The organism is Candidatus Arsenophonus phytopathogenicus (assembly GCF_056113345.1).
The window spans coordinates 1,359,438-1,378,646 of sequence record NZ_JBUIOB010000017.1 but is presented as its reverse complement, the minus strand read 5'-3'; the positions used below and the strand labels follow the sequence as shown (position 1 = coordinate 1,378,646).

The following is a 19,209-nucleotide window of genomic DNA, read 5'->3' as shown; positions in this document are numbered from 1 at the left end:
ATTTTATTCTCAGTATTTGGACTCTTGTCATCTATATTATTATTTTTATCTCTATTTACATAGATAGATTTTAGTTCTATTAAATCACTAATATTTTTTAGATACTGAACAGCCCAATTCTCCTGTATTTTTTACACCCTTAATGCAATCTAATAAATGCTGAAATTTTTGCAAATTTCCTATATCTACCTTATCCAAATTGAGTGCAATAAATTTTCGATTAAAAATCGCTTCTAATTCACTGTTATCTACAGAACAATATAGATTAGCCGCACTAATAAGTCTTTTATCAATTCTATAAATGTAGTTACTATTTTTTAATTCAGATTCAAACCTGCTAATTAATTTATTTGTCAAATATTCTTCACAATTTTGTGTAGTGATAGCGGGTCTGTTAAAAGAAAATTGTCTAAACGAATCTCTGATTATCATTCCAAATGATGCTGACATAACTATTTCCAATCCAATAAATAAATTAATTAATTAATTAATTAATTAATTAAAAATTAAATTAAATTGTATAGAAAGTTTTGTTAAGCTCACGTTTAACTTGTTGGAATTAATCTTAATTTATTTTTATATAGAAATTTAAGCAGGAAACTTGCATAAAACAGGCAAAATTAATCTTGAAAATTAAAATTTTTAAATATAATTTGCATAAATTGAACGAATTAAATAACTTACATTAATTAAATAACCACAATTAACCTGCGATTTTATAACTACCTCTTCTATTCCGTAAATCAAATTGAATGTTCTTATTTTTAATCAATAAAAAAAGCACCGATCACTGACTATCGATGCTCTATCTATTTAACTAAATATCGTTACTTGGTCAGATCATCAAAAAACTTTTTCACACTATCTAAGAAACTCTTTGAAACGAGGGCTGTTCCTGCCATCACTTTCGCCATTCAAAGATTCACCAAATTCCTTCAACAATGCTTTTTGTTTTTCATTTAGTTTAACCGGCGTTTCCACCAGAATACGGCACATTAAATCTCCCGTCATACCACCACGAACAGGCTTCACACCTTTTCCTTTCATGCGGAAAATTTTTCCTGTTTGTGTTTCAGCTGGAATTTTGAGACTTACCCGACCATCAAGTGTCGGTACCTCAATTTCACCACCTAGAGCCGCAATCGCAAAATTAATGGGTACTTCGCAATATAAATTATTGTCATCGCGCTCAAAAATAGCATGTCTTGCGACATTGACCTGAACATATAGATCACCGGCTGGCGCGCCGTTTCCGGTCTCACCTTCACCATTTAAGCGAATACGATCGCCTGTATTAACCCCTGGTGGCATTTTTACTGATAAAGTTTTGTATTTCTCTACTCGGCCATGACCATGACATCTAATACAAGGTTCTTTGATGATTTGACCACGACCATGGCAAGTTGGACAAGTTTGTTGAACTGCAAAAAATCCTTGCCGGATTTGAACCTGACCTGCCCCATGACAAGTTGAACAAGTTTCTGGTTTAGTGCCTGGTTTAGCGCCACTACCGTTACAAACATCACATTTTTCTAAAGTCGGGATACGAATCTCTTTGCTGACCCCGCGAACTGCTTCCTCTAAGGTTAAGGTAATTTCGTACTGGAGATCAGCCCCACGAGCCGATCGCTGACGCCTACCACCACCAAAAATATCACCAAATACATCACCAAAAATATCACTAAAATCAGCGCCCGGAGCAAAACCGCCGCTAAATCCACCGCCCATGCCACCTTGTTCAAAAGCTGCATGTCCATATTGATCATAAGCAACGCGTTTTTGCGCATCAGTTAAAATTTCATAAGCTTCTTTAATTTCTTTAAACTTACTTTCTGCTTCCTTATCACCCTGATTTCGATCTGGATGATACTTCATTGCCAGACGTTTATACGCTTTTTTGATCTCTTTCTCGTCAGCGGTTTTAGTAACGCCTAAAACTTGATAATAATCTCTTTTTGCCATATTTATTTTACCCTTAACACACGGAAACGGGCGTAGAGTTCCCCCAACGCCCGTACTCGGTTTTCAGTAACAGAGAAAATGATCCTTAACGCCATTACTGTGCCCGCTAAGGGCCACTATTTTTTATCTTTATCCTTGTCGTTGACTTCTTCAAATTCAGCATCAACAACATTATCATCCTGTTTAGGTTGGGCGCCTGCGCCAGCATCAGCGGTACCTGCTTGAGCCTGCTGTTGAGCTAACTCGAGTAGCTTGGCCGAAGCTTGAACTAAAGCTTGAATTTTCTCTTCAATGATGGCTTTATCTTCACCTTTCACCACAGTTTCCAACTCAGAAATGGCTTTCTCTATGTTAGCTTTATCATCAGCAGGTAACTTATCAGCCGCTTCTTCAATTTGTTTACGCGTACCATGAATCAATTGATCAGCCTGATTACGGACCTGAACTAATTCTTCAAACTTACGATCTGATTCCGCATTTGCTTCTGCATCGTTTACCATTCTTTGGATTTCATCTTCCTTCAGACCAGAAGAAGCCTTAATGGTAATCTTTTGCTCGCGGCCAGTATTCTTATCTTTAGCTGATACATGTAAGATACCATCAGCGTCAATATCAAAGGTAACTGCAATTTGTGGCATACCACGCGGTGCCGCTTGAATACCATCCAAATTGAACTGCCCTAATGATTTGTTATCACCTGAGCGTTTACGTTCACCTTGCAATACATGAATGGTTACTGCCGACTGGTTATCTTCTGCGGTTGAAAACACCTGACTATGTTTAGTCGGAATAGTGGTATTTTTGGCAATTAACGCTGTCATTACACCACCCATGGTTTCAATACCTAAAGATAGTGGAGTTACATCAAGTAACAAGACATCTTTCACATCACCAGCTAATACACCACCTTGCACCGCCGCACCCATAGCAACCGCTTCATCAGGGTTAACGTCTTTACGAGGTTCTTTACCGAAAAAGTCAGCAACCGCTTTTTGCACCATTGGCATGCGCGTCTGACCACCAACCAGAATGACGTCGTTTATGTCATTAACATTTAAGCCGGCATCTTGCAATGCAACTTTCAGCGGCTCCATTGAGCGCTTAACCAAATCTTCCACCAGTGATTCAAGTTTCGCTCGAGTCACCTTAATATTCATATGCTTAGGACCACTTGCATCTGCAGTAATATAAGGCAGATTGACATCAGTCTGCTGAGCAGAAGAGAGCTCAATTTTGGCTTTCTCTGCTGCTTCTTTTAAGCGTTGCATTGCTAGTGAATCATTGCGTAGATCAAAACCTTGTTCTTTCTTGAATTCATCGACCAAATAGTTGATCAGACGATTATCAAAGTCTTCACCACCTAAGTGAGTATCACCATTAGTGGCCAGCACTTCATAGGTTTTTTCACCATCAACTTCATCAATTTCAATAATTGAAATATCAAAAGTACCACCACCTAAGTCATATACCGCAATGGTACGGTTACCTACTTCACGATCTAAACCATAAGCAAGCGCCGCTGCCGTTGGTTCATTAATAATACGTTTTACATCTAAACCAGCAATGCGACCTGCATCTTTAGTTGCTTGACGCTGAGCATCATTAAAATAAGCCGGTACAGTAATAACAGCTTCAGTAACGGATTCACCCAGATAATCTTCAGCCGTTTTTTTCATTTTTTTCAACACCTCAGCGGAAACCTGAGGAGGAGCCATTTTTTGCCCCTTAACATCCAACCAAACATCACCATTATCTGCAGCAATGATTTTATAAGGCATAATAGAAATGTCACGTTGAACTTCTTCATCTTCAAAGCGACGTCCAATCAGACGCTTAATGGCAAAAAATGTATTTTGTGGGTTTGTCACGGCCTGACGTTTTGCCGGCTGTCCCACAAGAATTTCACCATCTTGAGTATATGCAACAATAGAAGGTGTGGTACGATCACCCTCACTGTTTTCCAATACCCGCGCATTTGTGCCATCCATAATAGCTACACAAGAGTTAGTTGTACCCAGGTCAATCCCGATAATTTTACCCATCTAAACAGCCTCCAAAGGGAATTCTTAACCAATCTAGTTACCAACCTATATGAGGCTCAATGAATTTTTTTCAAGGGATTTTTTCCCTGACCTCAAAAAAAATCTACCTAACGAGACACCTTGTGACAGGTTGATAGATTGACCATTGGTAACTACGCTATTCATTAAAGTGGGGACATAAAAATATTCATCAAGGGGAAAGTAAAAAATATTTTTTAAATGAAAAGTCATTTTAATCTTTGTTTTGAACCAAACACTACCTATTATACTTGCTTTATGTAAGCCCTGATAGCTTATAAAATTTATATCCTATTGAATATTATATATTTAGTGACATTTAGAGGAATGTATGAGTTCAAATAATATTGCCAATCCAGGCCCATTAGGTTTGATGGGTTTTGGTATGACAACAATTTTATTAAATATTTACAATGCTGGATTTTTTCCATTAACTTCAGTAATACTAAGTATGGGTATCTTCTATGGTGGTATTGTCCAGATTATTGCCGGTATTTTTGAATATAAAAAAAATACCTTTGCCGCAACGGCATTCTCATCTTATGGCTTGTTTTGGCTCAGCTTAGTTGGTTTATTAATGCTGCCTGAAATAGCGTCGGTGCAAGTAACATCCGCAGATTTTCTGGCAGTTTACTTGGTATTGTGGGGTATCTTTACCTTATTTATGTTTGTTGGCATGTTAAAGGCTAATCGCGCACTACAATTCGTTTTTGCTAGTCTGACAGTACTTTTTGCACTATTAGCAATCAGTAATATGTATGGAAATCAAACCATTCTTACTATTGCTGGTTACGAAGGTATCATTTGTGGCGCCAGCGCTTTTTACCTTGCTATGGCAGAAGTCATTAATGAACAATTTGGCCGTACAATATTACCTATTGGTAATAGGCCTTAAACAGCATCCTACCACATTAATAAAGCAGTTTATACTGCTTTATTAACACCCTGCTCTATTCGCCACTATGACAACAATAAGAGAAATTTTGGCTTTAAAATTGACGCTAATTGATGGCAGCGCAATTTAACAGCGACTTTAATCATTACTAAAGTTATTTCCTAATGCCAAAAATAGCCAGATTGATTCATTTTATCGCATGGCTGATTTAGGTCTAAATGCTTTAATCACGTTGGGATCAGTTTCAACATAGGGACCTTCTAGTAATTGGATACAATAAGGCACGCTAGCGAAAATTCCGGTAACAATTTCACGTCCCTGTTCATCTTTTAAACCGGCTAATGTTTCTGTAATTGATTTTGGTTGTCCAGGTAAATTCAAAATCAATGTTTGCTTGCGGATCACGCCAACTTGGCGTGAGAGGATCGCCGTTGGCACAAAATGCAAACTAATTTGCCGCATTTGTTCACCAAAACCAGGCATTTGCCGATCAGCAATCGCCAGTGTCGCATCCGGTGTTACATCACGCAGCGCTGGGTCAGTGCCACCGGTGGTTAAAATTAAATGACAAGCAAATTCATCAACCAGCTCACAGAGTGTAAGTTCAATAATTTTTTGTTCATCAGGGATCAAACGTGGCTCAACCGTAAAAGGGGTTTGTAGTGCCATTGAAAGCCAGTTTTTAAGTGCATGGATCCCCTGATCTTGATAAATTCCATTGGCTGCCCGATCTGAAACAGAAACCAAACCTATCCGCAATTTATCCATGAGATCCTCAAATTCGATATTGAAAACAAGATGTTTAATACTAAATCTATTCAACTTATGCTGTAGCGATACAAAGGTAAATAATATTGTTTACTGCCCTTGAGCACAATCAGACCAGCAAGTAAAAGCAAAAAGCCCAGTACAATAATCCACTAGGCTTTTAGGTTATAACAGAGAAATGTTAATTACAGCTGCTGGGCAACCATTTTTTCCAATTTTTCCTGATCAATAGCAAATTTACGAATACCATCAGCCAGTTTGTCCGTTGCCATGGCATCTGCATGATGTTGCCAATAGAATTCTGCTTCTGTCATCGGCTTAGGCGGTGACTGAATTTGACCATTAAATGCCAATTTGCGGGGCACTTCACCTTGGGCTTCAGAAAGCTCTTTAAGTAATGCTGGAGAAATTGTTAAACGATCACAGCCTGCCAGTTGCAAAATTTCACCGCTATTGCGGAAACTTGCCCCCATGACAACCGTTTTATAGTCGTGCTGCTTATAATAATTGTAAATTTGTGTAATAGAAATAACGCCAGGATCTTCTTGTGGCGCATACTCTTTTGTATCGGTATTCGCTTTATACCAATCAAGAATACGACCGACAAAAGGTGAAATCAGATAAACACCAGTTTCAGCACAAGCTCGTGCCTGAGCAAAAGAGAATAATAGCGTTAGATTACAGTTAATACCCTCTTTTTCCAACTGCTCTGCCGCGCGGATCCCTTGCCAGGTTGAAGCCAATTTTATCAAAATACGCTCATTTTTAATGCCGGCACGATTATAAAGCTCAATAATATGCCGCGCTTTATTAATACAGGCTTCGGTATCATAGGAAAGGCGCGCATCAAGTTCCGTTGAAATTCTTCCGGGAATTAATTGTAGGATTTCTAACCCAATATTAACAGCCAATTTATCACACGCATCAATAATTTGTTGCTCACGTGATTGACTTTGTTGCCGTGCCCATGAGATCGCTTCATCAATGAGTGGCTGATATTCTGGGATCTGAGCCGCATTAAGGATCAAAGAAGGGTTAGTTGTTGCATCTTCAGGTTTATAAAGCTTTATTGCTCTTATATCACCTGTATCTGCTACAACCGTCGTTATTTTTCGTAAAGAGGTTAATTTATCGGTCACTTTTTAATCCCGTTGTTATTGAGATGAAGCCGAGGCTAAAAATCCTATCTTGCTGTGATAATATCATTCATTGATATTACAACAAATAAATTCACCACCATTGTTTTGTTGTCGATAACAAATTTTGTTAGCTTATTTTCACACCCTACTATCGTTTATATAGCAATAATTAACGTTAAATGCTACAAATAAGCCTAATGATAGCCATTTACTATTTTGATTAAAGTTGTTTATTTATGAATTTTACTAGGTATTAATTATGCTTATCACGATTTCACCTGCCAAAACACTTGATTATGAAAGTCCGCTTGCCACCACAGAATATAGTCAGCCAACCCTGTTATCACAGGCTGAGCAATTGATTCAGATATGTCGTAAACTGACACCGGCGGAAATTGCCAGTCTAATGCATATTAGTGATAAATTAGCCGGTTTAAATGCAGCGCGTTTTGGACAGTGGCATGCTAATTTTACCCCAGAAAATGCCCGACCTGCTATTTTAGCTTTTAAAGGTGACGTCTATACCGGCCTGCAAGCGGAAAATTTTAAGCCAAAAGATTTCACCTTTGCCCAAAAACATCTTCGTATTCTATCAGGCTTATATGGTGTATTACGGCCACTTGATCTGATGCAACCTTACCGATTGGAAATGGGAACTAAACTCAATAATAAACAAGGAAAAGATCTTTATGCCTTTTGGCAGGATATCATTACTGAAAATCTTAATCAGGCCCTAAGCAAGCAAGGTGATAATATTCTGATTAACTTAGCTTCAGATGAGTATTTTAATGCCGTTAATAGCAAAAAACTGGATGCTTATATTGTGAAACCTATTTTTCTAGATGAAAAACAGGGGAAATATAAAGTCATCAGTTTCTATGCAAAAAAAGCGCGCGGATTAATGAGTCGCTTTATTATTCAAAATCAACTAAAAAATATTGAACAACTGACTGAATTTAACTTAGCTGGTTATCAATTTGATAACGCTGCTTCCAAGGATAATCAGCTAGCGTTTAAACGATCACAACAAGGTTAACAATGGAAGCTAACGCTTCCATTTCAGATCATTGTTATTAAGTCGCATGCATAAATAAAAATTTACGCAACAAAGCAAAATCAGCGGGTAATTGATGGGAAAATATCGGTAAATTAGCTCGTTTTGCTAAAACAGCTGGTAATGGTAATGTTTTAGCAAGAATACGATCGACACTCTGTTTAAATTTTGCTGGATGTGCGGTACTTAAGAACAGCCCATATTCCTCATCTTGCAACTGATCACGTAAAATACGATAAGCAACTGCGCTATGTGGCTCAGATATATAGCCTTTACTAGCCAGTTGTTGAACGGTTTTTTCGGTCATTCTATCGTCAACAACACCATAACTAAGCTCATCAAGTCCCCCATTTTTGGCGCTGGAAAAGTGTCTCTATCCGTGGCCAATTATTGGGTTGGCTGACATCCATTGCATTTGACAGAGTCGCTATCGTCTGATTAGGTAACCATTTGCCCTCAGACAGATAGCGTGGAACAGTATCATTAACATTAGTAGCAGCTATAAAACGCTTCACCGGTAGCCCCATTGCTTTGGCAAATAAGCCGACGGTTAAATTACCACTGGGTACGGAAATAACTAACTGTTGACGGTTTTCAACCGCTAACTGTGCAACAGCCTCAAAATAATAACAAATTTGCACCAATAATCGGCTAATATTAATAGAATTTGCGGAGGTTAAGCATAATAGCCGTTTTAATTCTTCATCATCAAAAGCCTGTTTTACCAGCCTTTGACAATCATCAAAGTCACCCTTGATTGCAATAGTGTGGATATTTTCCCCTAGTGTACAGAATAATTTCTCCTGTAAAGACGTGATCTTATTTTCCGGATAGAGAATAATAACCTGAACATTTTTAATACGATAAAAAGCATGGGCTACGGCGGCGCCAGTATCACCTGAAGTAGCGGTTAAAATAGTAATGGGTTGGTTACTGGCAATTTGTGCCATAAATCGGCCACCAAAATCTTTAAATGCTAAGGTTGGGCCATGATACAACTCCAGGCTGGCAATATTTTCTTCTATTGGTCTAACAACTAACGGAAAATTGAACGCCTGTTTAACACACTCTGTCACTTGTTCTAACGGCATTTGCCAATATAAGCTGATAAGATATAGCTACTACGGGTGATAAAATCGCACTGTAACCATTTAGCTAGCTGTTCATACATTCAGTTTTGGTACATTAAGCGGGGAAAAAAGGCCCTACTGCTGACCAAGCCCTTGCTTAACTGCCTGCAAAAAACTGACCTGCTCACTTTGATTTTTTAAATTATATAATTTCATTTTTAGCCTATCACTCTTGCACCAACTTGATCTAAACGACACATGTGCACAAAACCTGCTCCATTTTGTAGGTAATATTGTGTCAGCCATTGCATTACTTTTTCTGCTGTTTTTTTTCATAGCAAATTGCAAATAATGTCGGCCCAGAGGCATTAATCATCGCCATATTATTTAGGCTGGTGAGCCCTTTAATTGGCATACACTCACGGTTTTCAACATTACCAATCAAAGTGCCATTGCCATTAGGCACTGAGGCATTTTTAATTAAACAAGGGATCTGAAATTGGGCAATCGGAGCAATTGTTCTAGGATAGAGGACTTTAGCGCCAAAATAGGAGAGCTCCATGGCTTCTTGATAGGATATTTCTGTTAGCAAACGAACCTCTGGTACAATACGGGGATCACAAGTATAAACACCATCAACATCGGTCCAAATTTCACAATAATCTGCCTGTAAGCAAGCAGCAAGAACAGCGGCAAAGTAATCTGAGCCATTACGTCCTAATATTACCGGTTCATTGTGCAAATTACCGGCGGTAAAACCCGCTAACAAAATAAGATGATCTTCAGGTATATTCAACGCGCTAATGCGCTGGCTTGATTCACGGATATCCACTGTCGCGCTAAGATAGTAGCCTTCAGCGAATAAATTTTCTACTGGATCAATAATCGTTATTAGATAGCCACGAGCACGCAGTATCGATGCCATAATAGCAATTGAAATTTTTTCGCCGCGACATATTAATCCGGCATGAATATTTTCTGGGCATTGTCCCAATCATAATAGCGAAATGCCATGTAAGATTTGATCAATTTAAATAAACTCATTTTCAATCATTTGCCTGACTTTTTCATATTCAAAATCAGATTGCTTGCTCTTCAAACCGGACAGCAAGGTAGAAAAAATGTCCTTCGCCGCCTTGATATGCACAGTAATATCAGCGCCCGACGTCGCCGCATCGATCATAGCAACAAGATAATCCGTGATCCTCGCTGGTGCTGACAAAACTAAAGCCACCGGCCCTTGTGTAAATTTATCCGCGACAATATTAGCAACGTTGAGCATTTTATTATCATTAGCAACCGACGTTTCACCAAATTTGAGCACACGCACTGGTTTTTTCCTCCTGAAATTGGGTTAAAAAAACCGCATCATTTGCTTGAATGCGGGCTTTATGTTCGATTTTGATTTTAGTTATGCGTCAGCCCGCCCCATAACCAATGGTTACGGTAGTGGTAATAATGGTGGTATTGAAGCTGGTCTTACGCATCACTGTCCTAAGTTTCTATTAAAAAATATTTAGCTATATACTGGTTAAAACAATTTTAATGCAAAGTCAAATAATTTGTTCTTTAATTACTAAAACTAATTAAACATATTCATTTCTTTGTTAAGTAACTATTACCAATAGAATACATTTCACTTTAAGCAGATAAAAAACATAACCGAATAAATGAGAATTTTTATCTATTTACAATCAGCAACGCTTGTATGTTAACAGATAAATAATAATATGAAGCTTGGCGTTTATATTTTTCATATAAATTATATCAGTGCCTATTTTAATTTAAATACAATATTTTATGACACAAAAAATCATATAATTTAAGTAATAATCTTTATAATAGCTTTATTTCGATTTTGACGTGTATCAACAAAAGTCATTTTTTTAGGTGGTAAATAGGCTTTTAGCTGTTATATTGCTGTTAACATAAAATGAGAAAAGAATTGTTTAGTAAATTTTTTTTAGGTTCGGCATAATTGTTTTTTTGTTACAAAAAAATTATATGAACTTTAATGATATTCGCTAAGCTTTCATTAGTATTATAAAATGAAATTAGAGAAAGCATGCTTTTGAAACATTAGTGTGCAAATCTGGTAATTTATATTGTAGAGAGTTAGGTAGCACATATGCAAACCCCACATATTTTGATTGTTGAAGACGAGATTGTCACACGCAATACCTTAAAAAGCATTTTCGAAGCAGAAGGCTATATTGTACATGAAGCTACTGATGGAGCCGAAATGCACAATATTTTATCTGATAATAATATTAACCTGATCATTATGGATATTAATTTGCCAGGCAAAAATGGTCTGCTACTTGCGCGCGAATTACGTGAGCAAGCTCATGTTGCGCTGATGTTTCTTACCGGGCGTGATAATGAAGTTGATAAGATATTAGGATTAGAAATTGGGGCCGATGATTATATAACGAAGCCTTTCAACCCTCGCGAATTAACAATTCGTGCCCGAAATTTACTTTCGCGCACAATGAATCTTTGCCAAATCAGTGGTGAACGCCGCCAGGTAGAAAGTTATAAATTTAATGGCTGGGAACTGGAGATTAACAGTCGCTCTTTAGTCAGCCCGATTGGTGATCAATATAAATTACCACGTAGTGAATTCAGAGCTATGTTACATTTTTGTGAAAATCCAGGTAAAATTCAAACACGTGCAGAACTATTGAAAAAAATGACCGGACGTGAATTAAAGCCCCACGATAGAACTGTTGATGTGACTATCCGCCGTATTCGTAAACACTTTGAATCGATAGTCGATACACCAGAAATTATTGCCACCATCCATGGTGAAGGTTATCGCTTCTGTGGTGATATTAAAGAATAAATATAACATATTAAACCCCTTTTTTAGGTGTTGGGGGGGGTTAATAAATATATTAATGCCATGGCATAATTGGCACAGCACTAATAGCATTTTTAGGCGATCCATCAATTATTTTGTCTGAATAAGTTAAATAAATAAGTGCATTCCGTTGTTTATCGTAGAAACGTACTACTTGTAGTTTTTTGAAAATCAATGAAGTACGTTTTTGAAAAACAACTTGCCCCTTTTTATTATTTAATTTAATTTTGTCATCTATAATTATTGACCCAAGCTGTTCACAAGGAATTGCCGAATCAGCAGTATCTTCTGCCAGGCCGAGACCTCCTTTAATACCGCCTGTTTTTGCTCGACTCAGATAACAAGTTATATTATTAATATCCGGATCGTCAAATGCTTCAATAACAATTTTATTATCAGGACCAAAAAGTTTAAATACCGTATCAACAGAACCGATTTCTTATGCCAATATTGAATTTGGTAGAAAAAATATTATTAAAATAGATAGTAATTTTGATAAATTTCGCATGATATCAATTTTCCTTAATAACACTCATTAAATAATAAAATTATTTTTACATTATTAATATCCATAAAAATAATAAAATAGCTATATAAAGCAATTTAGTATTAAATGGATGTTTATTATAAAGTCTTTATACTATTTATAGGTGATTATTTAAACCAGGTACTTCTATGGATCAAAGCAATATTATCCGCGATTTACTGTATTGGATAGACACACATCTAGATCAGCCGCTATTTCTCGATAACGTCGTAGCTAAAGCTGGTTATTCAAAATAGCATTTACAGCGGATGTTTAAAAACATTACTCAGCAAGCTATTGGCTCTTATATCCGTGCTCTCCGACTTTCCCGTGCGGCTGTTGCTCTTAGGCTGACTAGTCGGCCAATTCTTGATATTGCACTGCAATACCGTTTTGATTCACAGCAAACCTTTACTCATGCGTTTAAAAAAACAATTTGTCATTACACCAGCTCTCTATCGTCGCAGTGAAGAGTGGTGTGCTACAAGTCTGCAACCACCAATCACTCTAGAAGAACAAAAATTACCAAATGTGTCCTTTGTCACACTAGCACCGAAACATTTAATGGGAATAGAACAAACTTGCTCATATATATTAGAAAAATGGTCTACTGCCTGTGCTGAAATGCGCCAACATTATCAAGATAAAACAAAAATTATACCTAATGAAGTTTATGGATTATATCGTGTCGTGCATAGCTCAGAAAAGGATGATGAACAAACGGTTTCATATATCACTGCAGTCGAACAACAATATGCTGATAATGAAAATAATTTATACCATTCAGTTATCATCGAAGGCGGTGATTATGCCCGCTTTACTTTTGAAGAAAAACCAACAAAAAGTGATCTACAACAGTTTTTATATATGATTTATGGTGTTTATATGCCTAATCTCAATCTAGCCCGTCGCGCGGGACACGATATAGAACATTATCAGCTGAAAGATCCTAATAATCCTTAATGTAACTACAATAATCCAGAAAACCATATGGTCTCATTTGATTATTTTGTGCCGATTAAAAGAACGCCTTCCACCAGCTAAAACGAATTGATTATAATAGTTACTCCCTAATCAAATCCAAGGGAATATTTCCCTTGGCAAAATTATTCTTACATTATTTAATTATTACCAGAGTTAAATTTGCTGTTCATCTAATGCTGGCTCCACTAAATGAGAGATATCCCCTGCGGTTTCTACTACCCAGCCATTGGCCAACCAAGGCGCTTCCTGAAAATCTACCTTTGAAATAGAGCAGTTACGTAAACGTAAATGCCTTTCAGCGTAAGTCGGCACACCCAGTATGCGATTAAGCAGTGCTCCTAACCCTATCCCATGACTAACCAATAAAGGTATACTCCCTGCTGGTAAAGAACGACACTTCTCTAGCGCAGTAAACATGCGTTCTGTTATCTCTCCCATAGATTCACCATCGGGAATACGTGCTCCAGGAGAGCCATTAACTAAATTTCGACGCCAACGCTCTTCTTCGTCACTTAACGAACTAATTGCCCGCCCTTCAAGGATCCCCATGTTCAATTCCCTTAACCGTGGCTCAAGAATAATGTTACAATGGCAAGCTTGCGCGATAATTTCTGCCGTTTTCTGAGTGCGCCCTAAGTCGCTGGATATAATGTGAGTGATGCCAATTGATTTCACTCTTTCAGCAACCAATTTAGCTTGTCTAATGCCAACTTCAGTGAGCGGGCTGTCAGATTGTCCCTGAATACAGTGAGCCACGTTCCATTCAGTTTCTCCGTGGCGAACAAGATAGACCTGTAACATAATAATTTTCCGTTATACTTCACAAAATAATATTTTAAAGGATACTAATTAATGTATAAAGTAATCGCAGCAACCGCAAATCCGGCCAAAATAAACGCTATTCATTTAGCATTTGAAGCTGTTTTTGGTGCTGGCAATTATCAAATAGAAAGTATCAATGTTAGTAGTAATGTAGCCCAAAAACCAATTGGTAATACGGAAGCCCGCACAGGTGCACGCCAGCGTGTTATGGCTTCACGTCAAGTTCGGCCTGAAGCCGATTTTTGGGTAGGTATTGAAGCTGGGGTTGAAGATGAAATGACTTTTGCCTGGATAACCATCGAACATAAACAAATTCGCGGTGAATCGCGTTCTGCCAGTATTATGTTACCTGAGCAAATTTTGTTTAGTATTCAACAAGGCCGCGAGTTAGGCGATGTGATGGCGAATATCACTGGTATGGCTAATATTAAACACAACGAAGGGGCAATTGGTTTTTTTACCAATGGTTTACTCAGCCGTACCAGTGTCTACCAACAAGCGCTTATTTTAGCATTAGCGCCTATCCAACATGAAATTTATAAAGAACTTAATGTGCTACATGACGGCTAACTCATGTCAGCGTAACCAAATCGTATAAAGAGTGGCTAAAGGTGTACATTTTACAATTTAATAAAAGATGTTTACGGCTTGAGTAACTGCTGTTCCAACCAAACTTTCACCTCTTTAGTCGCACTCTTCAGACTATTAGAACCCCGCGTGATGGTTGCAATTCCGACACCTAACTCACTTTTAAGATCTCGCTGACTCATTTCACCGTCCATTAATGCCTGAATAATCCGAACTCTAGTCCCCAATGCCACACGTTCATCTGGGGTTAAAAATAATTGTAAAATGGGTTGCTGTAACTCTTGTTGGAAAGCACTACGCAATAATTCGACAAAGCGTTGCCAATCACTATTTTCTTCTGGTTGAAGAGCTGGATCAATAAGATAGTTTTCCATAATATATACCGCCATACTATTTAACTAGTACAATAGCATAACATAAACAGCTCGGTGATGGACATAAAGAGCACTAATAGTTCATCATCCATTCGCTTTTTGTTAATATTTTAACTGATTTACCGAGAAAATATTGATAAAAAAGATTGTAGACAAGTACATTTTTAACATAACGTCGCGTTTCAGAAAATGGGATATTTTCAATAAAAGAGATAACATCTAATTTTCCGTTACTGATTGCTAACCAACGCGCCACTCTGGCAGGCCCAGCATTATAAGCAGGCACAAGCTAATACCCGATTAAATCCAAATTGCTGAAAAACTGTCTCTAGATATGCTATACCAAGCTCAATATTTTTTTCTGGATCAATGAACTTACTACTATCGGTATAATCTGCAATGCTATTCAATTTTGCCACTTGTTGTGCTGTCTGTGGCATTAATTGCATCAAACCAATCGCACCCGCAGCAGAACGCACCTGTGGATTCCAACCACTTTCTTGCCTGGCAATCGCCATGGCAAAACTTTTATTAATTTTTTATCTTTTGTGTGCCGTTCAAATTCGCGTTCCCAGGCAATAGGAAAACGCTCTGTTAAATGATCCCATAGTTTGGCAATAATTGTCGCCTGTACATTCAAATCAGCCCACCGATGTTCAAATGCATAGCGTGCTAGTTGCTGTTAGCGGATTTTTTTCTGTCTGATAAGCAGATTAATCCATTCAGCGCGGGCTAAATTTTCCTTTTTCCAAAACAACAATTCACCTATTCGCTGTACTTCAGGCAATAAATCGATATCATTTTCAGGTTTAGCGGCAACCGCAATATTTATAGGATACGGAATGTTCAATTTTTGTGCTGCAACCATAGGATAAAATCCCCTCCGTTTCACCAAGTTGAATAATATCTTTTTACCTTGTTTAGGCTTACCTTGAGCGATTAGGGTAATAACCTGCCAATATTGTCACTCTTCCTTATTTCGGCTTTCTTTAGGTAATCGCTTTAACCATTGCGCAAGAGAAACCATATCATTACTTGCCAGCGCTAAACGCACCCTTCGTTCACGTAAAGAAATTGAAGATGAATGTTGAATAACAGTATCACGCCACTTAGCTTGTTGTAGCGTCACCTCACCGAATAATTGCCAGGCGATATCATCCTTCAATTGCTGCTGTTGTAAAGGGCTCATTTTCTGTGCGTGGATAATAATCGGTATCGCAGCCTTGACCTTCTCTACCGACTGGCTGACAAAGCGGTTAAAAAAACAACAATATAACTTGTCGATTAAACACCGATGGCTTGACCAGGCTGGCAAATTTCACCACTAAAGAGGGATCTTGCTGTAATTTGGCCAAGCGCTGGCCGATAATTTGATCTTTAGTTGGCAACCGATTGACTAGGCTGGTAACCAGAGCAGCATCATTGCTTTTAATAGCTAAAAAAATACGTTGCAAAATCAATTCAGTGGTTAATTGTCCAGCTTGTTGCCAACGGGTAAAAAGCTGTTCGCACGCTTGGGGTAGTAGATAGACGTGTAACCAAATCTGTTTTGCTCCCTGCCACGCCGCTTGCTTATTACCTGTTTGCCATTTGGCATAGTAATAATTACAACGAGCAATAATCGGCCTCGGCGGTGAAGGGCTAAAAGCTAGCAGGCTATGCCATTCTTTACGCTGGGCAAGCTGATTGACAAAAACGGTAGACAACTTTTGATTGAGGGGAAAATGGGGATATTGTTTGATAAAAGTCTCAACTTGCGCTCCAGAAATGGTATTAAGATCTTGCGTCAATCGCCGATATGCCAGATAAGGATAAAGCGGATATTCGGTTAATGTTGGCATCAAACTTGCGACTCGATGATTATCATTAGCATCCCAGGCTTGCTTAATTGCCTGATAACGCTCACGTTGAGCGGTTAATGAATCACCTAGGGCATGGAAAGGTAACCAGAGTATTATCAGCAATATTATCTCTGACCACCATTTTCTCGACGCCATTATTTACTCCTGTTTAAGATAACTATTTCTATATAAAATATTATTATCCAAAACAAATATAATTACTAAACTAATTTAAGAAAATAGATCATAAAAATAAAATTCCTTAGGATTGCAAAATGACTGCCAGTACGCTTGATGAACAATATCCTACATAAAAAATTAAACTATTAATGTTAGTAAATAGGATCGTGTATAATAACCACTCAGCAACCTACCCGCTTAATTACATGGCTCATTACAATGTGAATAAGGTAATCATTTATTTTAATAAAACTTTATGCTAAAGATCTGCAATAAATTTTTGATTAGTTCTTATTAATATTATTAATCGCAATTTAGGCAAAGTTTAATTAAGTGCCTGAATATTTTCTTCAAATGAAATAAGCAACCCGTTGATATCTAAAATTATTCAATTAGCTAAAAGGTAGAATAAATTGGCACAGTTCGTCTATTCCATGCATCGAGTGGGAAAAATTGTCCCACCGAAAAGACATATCTTAAAAAATATCTCTCTTAGTTTCTTCCCAGGTGCCAAAATTGGTGTTCTTGGCCTTAATGGAGCGGGTAAATCAACATTACTTCGTATTATGGCTGGTATCGATACTGAAATTGAAGGTGAGGCACGCCCCAATCCAGGGATCAAAATTGGCTATCTCTCCCAGGAACCAAAACTTAATCCTGATCATACCGTACGTGAAGCAGTCGAAGAGGCAGTTAGTGAAATAAAAAATACTCTTACTCGCCTTGATGAAGTCTATGCGGCCTATGCTGAACCTGATGCTGACTTCGATAAACTGGCAAAAGAGCAAGGCCAGTTAGAAGCCATTTTGCAATCACATGACGGACACAATTTGGATAACCAGTTGGAGCGTGCAGCCGATGCATTACGCCTACCAGTCTGGGAGACAAAAATAGAACAACTTTCAGGTGGAGAACGGCGTCGGGTAGCTATTTGTCGTTTACTGCTGGAAAAACCCGATATGCTATTACTTGATGAACCAACTAACCATTTGGATGCAGAGTCCGTTGCCTGGTTAGAACGGTTTTTACATGATTACGAAGGAACTGTTGTTGCTATCACTCACGATCGCTACTTCTTAGATAACGTAGCAGGTTGGATCCTGGAACTTGATCGCGGAGAAGGTATTCCATGGGAAGGTAATTATTCCTCTTGGTTAGAACAAAAAGAGACTCGCTTAGCACAAGAGGCTTCCAGCGAAGCTGCTCGCCGCAAATCGATCGAAAAAGAACTTGAGTGGATCCGACAAAATCCTAAAGGCCAGCAAGCAAAAGGAAAAGCCCGTTTAGCCCGTTTTGAAGCGTTAAACAGTGTTGACTATCAAAAACGTAATGAAACCAGCGAGCTCTTCATTCCGCCAGGACCTCGTCTAGGAGACAAAGTTTTAACGGTTGAAAATCTCAGTAAATCCTATGGTGATCGGGTTTTAATTGATAACCTTAGTTTCTCGATCCCTAAAGGGGCTATCGTGGGTATTATCGGGCCAAATGGCGCGGGGAAATCAACCCTTTTTCGCATGATTTCAGGTCAAGAACAGCCTGACTCTGGCACAATAACCTTAGGTGAAACCGTCAAAGTTGCCTCAGTTGAACAATTTCGTGACACCATGGACAACAATAAAACCGTGTGGGAAGAGGTTTCCGGCGGACAAGATATTATGCGTATCGGTAATTTCGAAATTCCAAGTAGAGCTTACGTTGGACGCTTTAATTTCAAAGGGGTTGATCAGGGTAAGCGAGTTGGAGAACTCTCTGGTGGTGAACGTGGCCGTTTACACTTGGCAAAACTACTCCAGGTTGGTGGTAATATGATACTACTTGATGAGCCAACTAACGATTTGGATGTCGAAACATTACGCGCGTTAGAAAACGCATTACTGGAATTTCCTGGCAGTGCATTAGTTATTTCCCACGATCGCTGGTTTCTTGACCGTATTGCCACTCATATTATTGATTATCAGGATGAAGGAAAAATCACTTTCTTTGAAGGTAATTTTAGTGAATATGAAGATTATAAAAAACGGACATTGGGCGCTGATGCGCTAGAACCTCATCGCATCAAATATAAAAAGATGAGCAAATAAAT

The 19,209-nt window shown here is 38.1% G+C and carries 12 protein-coding genes and 7 pseudogenes; 6 read left to right on the top strand and 13 right to left on the bottom strand.

The window, feature by feature from the left end:
- Nucleotides 1–87 precede the first annotated feature (87 nt).
- The 3 genes and pseudogenes from AC01GB_RS10770 to dnaK all read right to left on the bottom strand — a co-directional run bounded on the left by AC01GB_RS10770 (nt 88) and on the right by dnaK (nt 4,004).
- Complete coding sequence (locus tag AC01GB_RS10770; RefSeq protein ID WP_474451807.1) at nt 88–450, bottom strand: hypothetical protein; 363 nt, start codon at nt 448–450, stop codon at nt 88–90.
- A gap of 377 nt (nt 451–827) precedes the next feature.
- Nucleotides 828–1,962, bottom strand: a pseudogene (dnaJ, locus tag AC01GB_RS10765) (molecular chaperone DnaJ).
- 116 nt (nt 1,963–2,078) lie between these two features.
- Nucleotides 2,079–4,004: a molecular chaperone DnaK gene (gene dnaK / locus AC01GB_RS10760; RefSeq protein ID WP_474451806.1), complete on the bottom strand. Its 1,926-nt coding sequence runs from the start codon at nt 4,002–4,004 to the stop codon at nt 2,079–2,081.
- A gap of 349 nt (nt 4,005–4,353) precedes the next feature.
- Between dnaK and satP the strand changes: the two genes are divergently transcribed.
- On the top strand, nt 4,354–4,917 hold the full coding sequence (satP, locus tag AC01GB_RS10755; protein WP_474451805.1) for an acetate uptake transporter: 564 nt from the start codon (nt 4,354–4,356) through the stop codon (nt 4,915–4,917).
- A 192-nt stretch (nt 4,918–5,109) separates the two neighbouring features.
- Here the strand turns inward: satP and mog are convergent, their stop codons facing one another.
- Both mog and tal read right to left on the bottom strand, forming a co-directional pair.
- Complete coding sequence (gene mog / locus AC01GB_RS10750; RefSeq protein WP_474451804.1) at nt 5,110–5,685, bottom strand: molybdopterin adenylyltransferase; 576 nt, start codon at nt 5,683–5,685, stop codon at nt 5,110–5,112.
- A 185-nt stretch (nt 5,686–5,870) separates the two neighbouring features.
- On the bottom strand, nt 5,871–6,824 hold the full coding sequence (tal, locus tag AC01GB_RS10745) for a transaldolase (protein ID WP_474451803.1): 954 nt from the start codon (nt 6,822–6,824) through the stop codon (nt 5,871–5,873).
- Between the two features lie 259 nt (nt 6,825–7,083).
- Here tal and yaaA point away from each other — a divergent pair, with 259 nt between their 5' ends.
- The gene (gene yaaA, locus AC01GB_RS10740; protein WP_474451802.1) at nt 7,084–7,860 is read left to right on the top strand and encodes a peroxide stress protein YaaA; all 777 of its coding nucleotides are present in this window, start codon (nt 7,084–7,086) and stop codon (nt 7,858–7,860) included.
- Between the two features lie 37 nt (nt 7,861–7,897).
- On the opposite strand, the pseudogene thrC reads toward yaaA, so the two are convergent.
- The 4 genes and pseudogenes from thrC to thrL form a co-directional block, all read right to left on the bottom strand.
- Nucleotides 7,898–9,164, bottom strand: a pseudogene (gene thrC, locus AC01GB_RS10735) (threonine synthase).
- A gap of 2 nt (nt 9,165–9,166) precedes the next feature.
- A pseudogene (locus AC01GB_RS10730) lies at nt 9,167–9,321 on the bottom strand (homoserine kinase); the annotation flags it as partial.
- Nucleotides 9,304–10,278 (bottom strand): annotated as a pseudogene (locus AC01GB_RS10725) (aspartate kinase); the annotation flags it as partial. The pseudogenes AC01GB_RS10725 and AC01GB_RS10730, both read right to left, overlap by 18 nt.
- 88 nt (nt 10,279–10,366) lie before the next feature.
- The gene (gene thrL, locus AC01GB_RS10720; protein ID WP_072012858.1) at nt 10,367–10,435 is read right to left on the bottom strand and encodes a thr operon leader peptide; all 69 of its coding nucleotides are present in this window, start codon (nt 10,433–10,435) and stop codon (nt 10,367–10,369) included.
- Between the two features lie 641 nt (nt 10,436–11,076).
- Here thrL and arcA point away from each other — a divergent pair.
- Nucleotides 11,077–11,793 (top strand): two-component system response regulator ArcA, encoded by a 717-nt coding sequence (gene arcA / locus AC01GB_RS10715; RefSeq protein WP_474451801.1) that lies wholly within the window; start codon nt 11,077–11,079, stop codon nt 11,791–11,793.
- A gap of 52 nt (nt 11,794–11,845) precedes the next feature.
- On the opposite strand, the pseudogene creA reads toward arcA, so the two are convergent.
- Nucleotides 11,846–12,250: pseudogene (gene creA, locus AC01GB_RS10710) on the bottom strand (protein CreA); the annotation flags it as partial.
- 236 nt (nt 12,251–12,486) lie between these two features.
- On the opposite strand from creA, the pseudogene robA reads away from it, so the two are divergent.
- Nucleotides 12,487–13,381, top strand: a pseudogene (robA, locus tag AC01GB_RS10705) (MDR efflux pump AcrAB transcriptional activator RobA).
- A 93-nt stretch (nt 13,382–13,474) separates the two neighbouring features.
- Here robA and gpmB read toward each other — a convergent pair.
- The gene (gene gpmB, locus AC01GB_RS10700) at nt 13,475–14,122 is read right to left on the bottom strand and encodes a 2,3-diphosphoglycerate-dependent phosphoglycerate mutase GpmB (RefSeq protein WP_474451800.1); all 648 of its coding nucleotides are present in this window, start codon (nt 14,120–14,122) and stop codon (nt 13,475–13,477) included.
- A gap of 51 nt (nt 14,123–14,173) precedes the next feature.
- Between gpmB and yjjX the strand changes: the two genes are divergently transcribed.
- Complete coding sequence (gene yjjX / locus AC01GB_RS10695) at nt 14,174–14,713, top strand: inosine/xanthosine triphosphatase (RefSeq protein ID WP_474451799.1); 540 nt, start codon at nt 14,174–14,176, stop codon at nt 14,711–14,713.
- A 71-nt stretch (nt 14,714–14,784) separates the two neighbouring features.
- Here yjjX and trpR read toward each other — a convergent pair whose 3' ends face one another.
- Together trpR and sltY are read right to left on the bottom strand one after the other, a co-directional pair.
- Nucleotides 14,785–15,105 carry a trp operon repressor gene (gene trpR / locus AC01GB_RS10690; RefSeq protein WP_474451798.1) on the bottom strand — a complete coding sequence of 107 codons (321 nt, stop codon included), beginning with the start codon at nt 15,103–15,105 and terminating at the stop codon, nt 14,785–14,787.
- A 73-nt stretch (nt 15,106–15,178) separates the two neighbouring features.
- Nucleotides 15,179–17,102: pseudogene (gene sltY, locus AC01GB_RS10685) on the bottom strand (murein transglycosylase).
- A gap of 437 nt (nt 17,103–17,539) precedes the next feature.
- Between sltY and ettA the strand changes: the two are divergent.
- On the top strand, nt 17,540–19,207 hold the full coding sequence (gene ettA, locus AC01GB_RS10680) for an energy-dependent translational throttle protein EttA (RefSeq protein WP_474451797.1): 1,668 nt from the start codon (nt 17,540–17,542) through the stop codon (nt 19,205–19,207).
- The last annotated feature ends 2 nt before the right edge of the window (nt 19,208–19,209 follow it).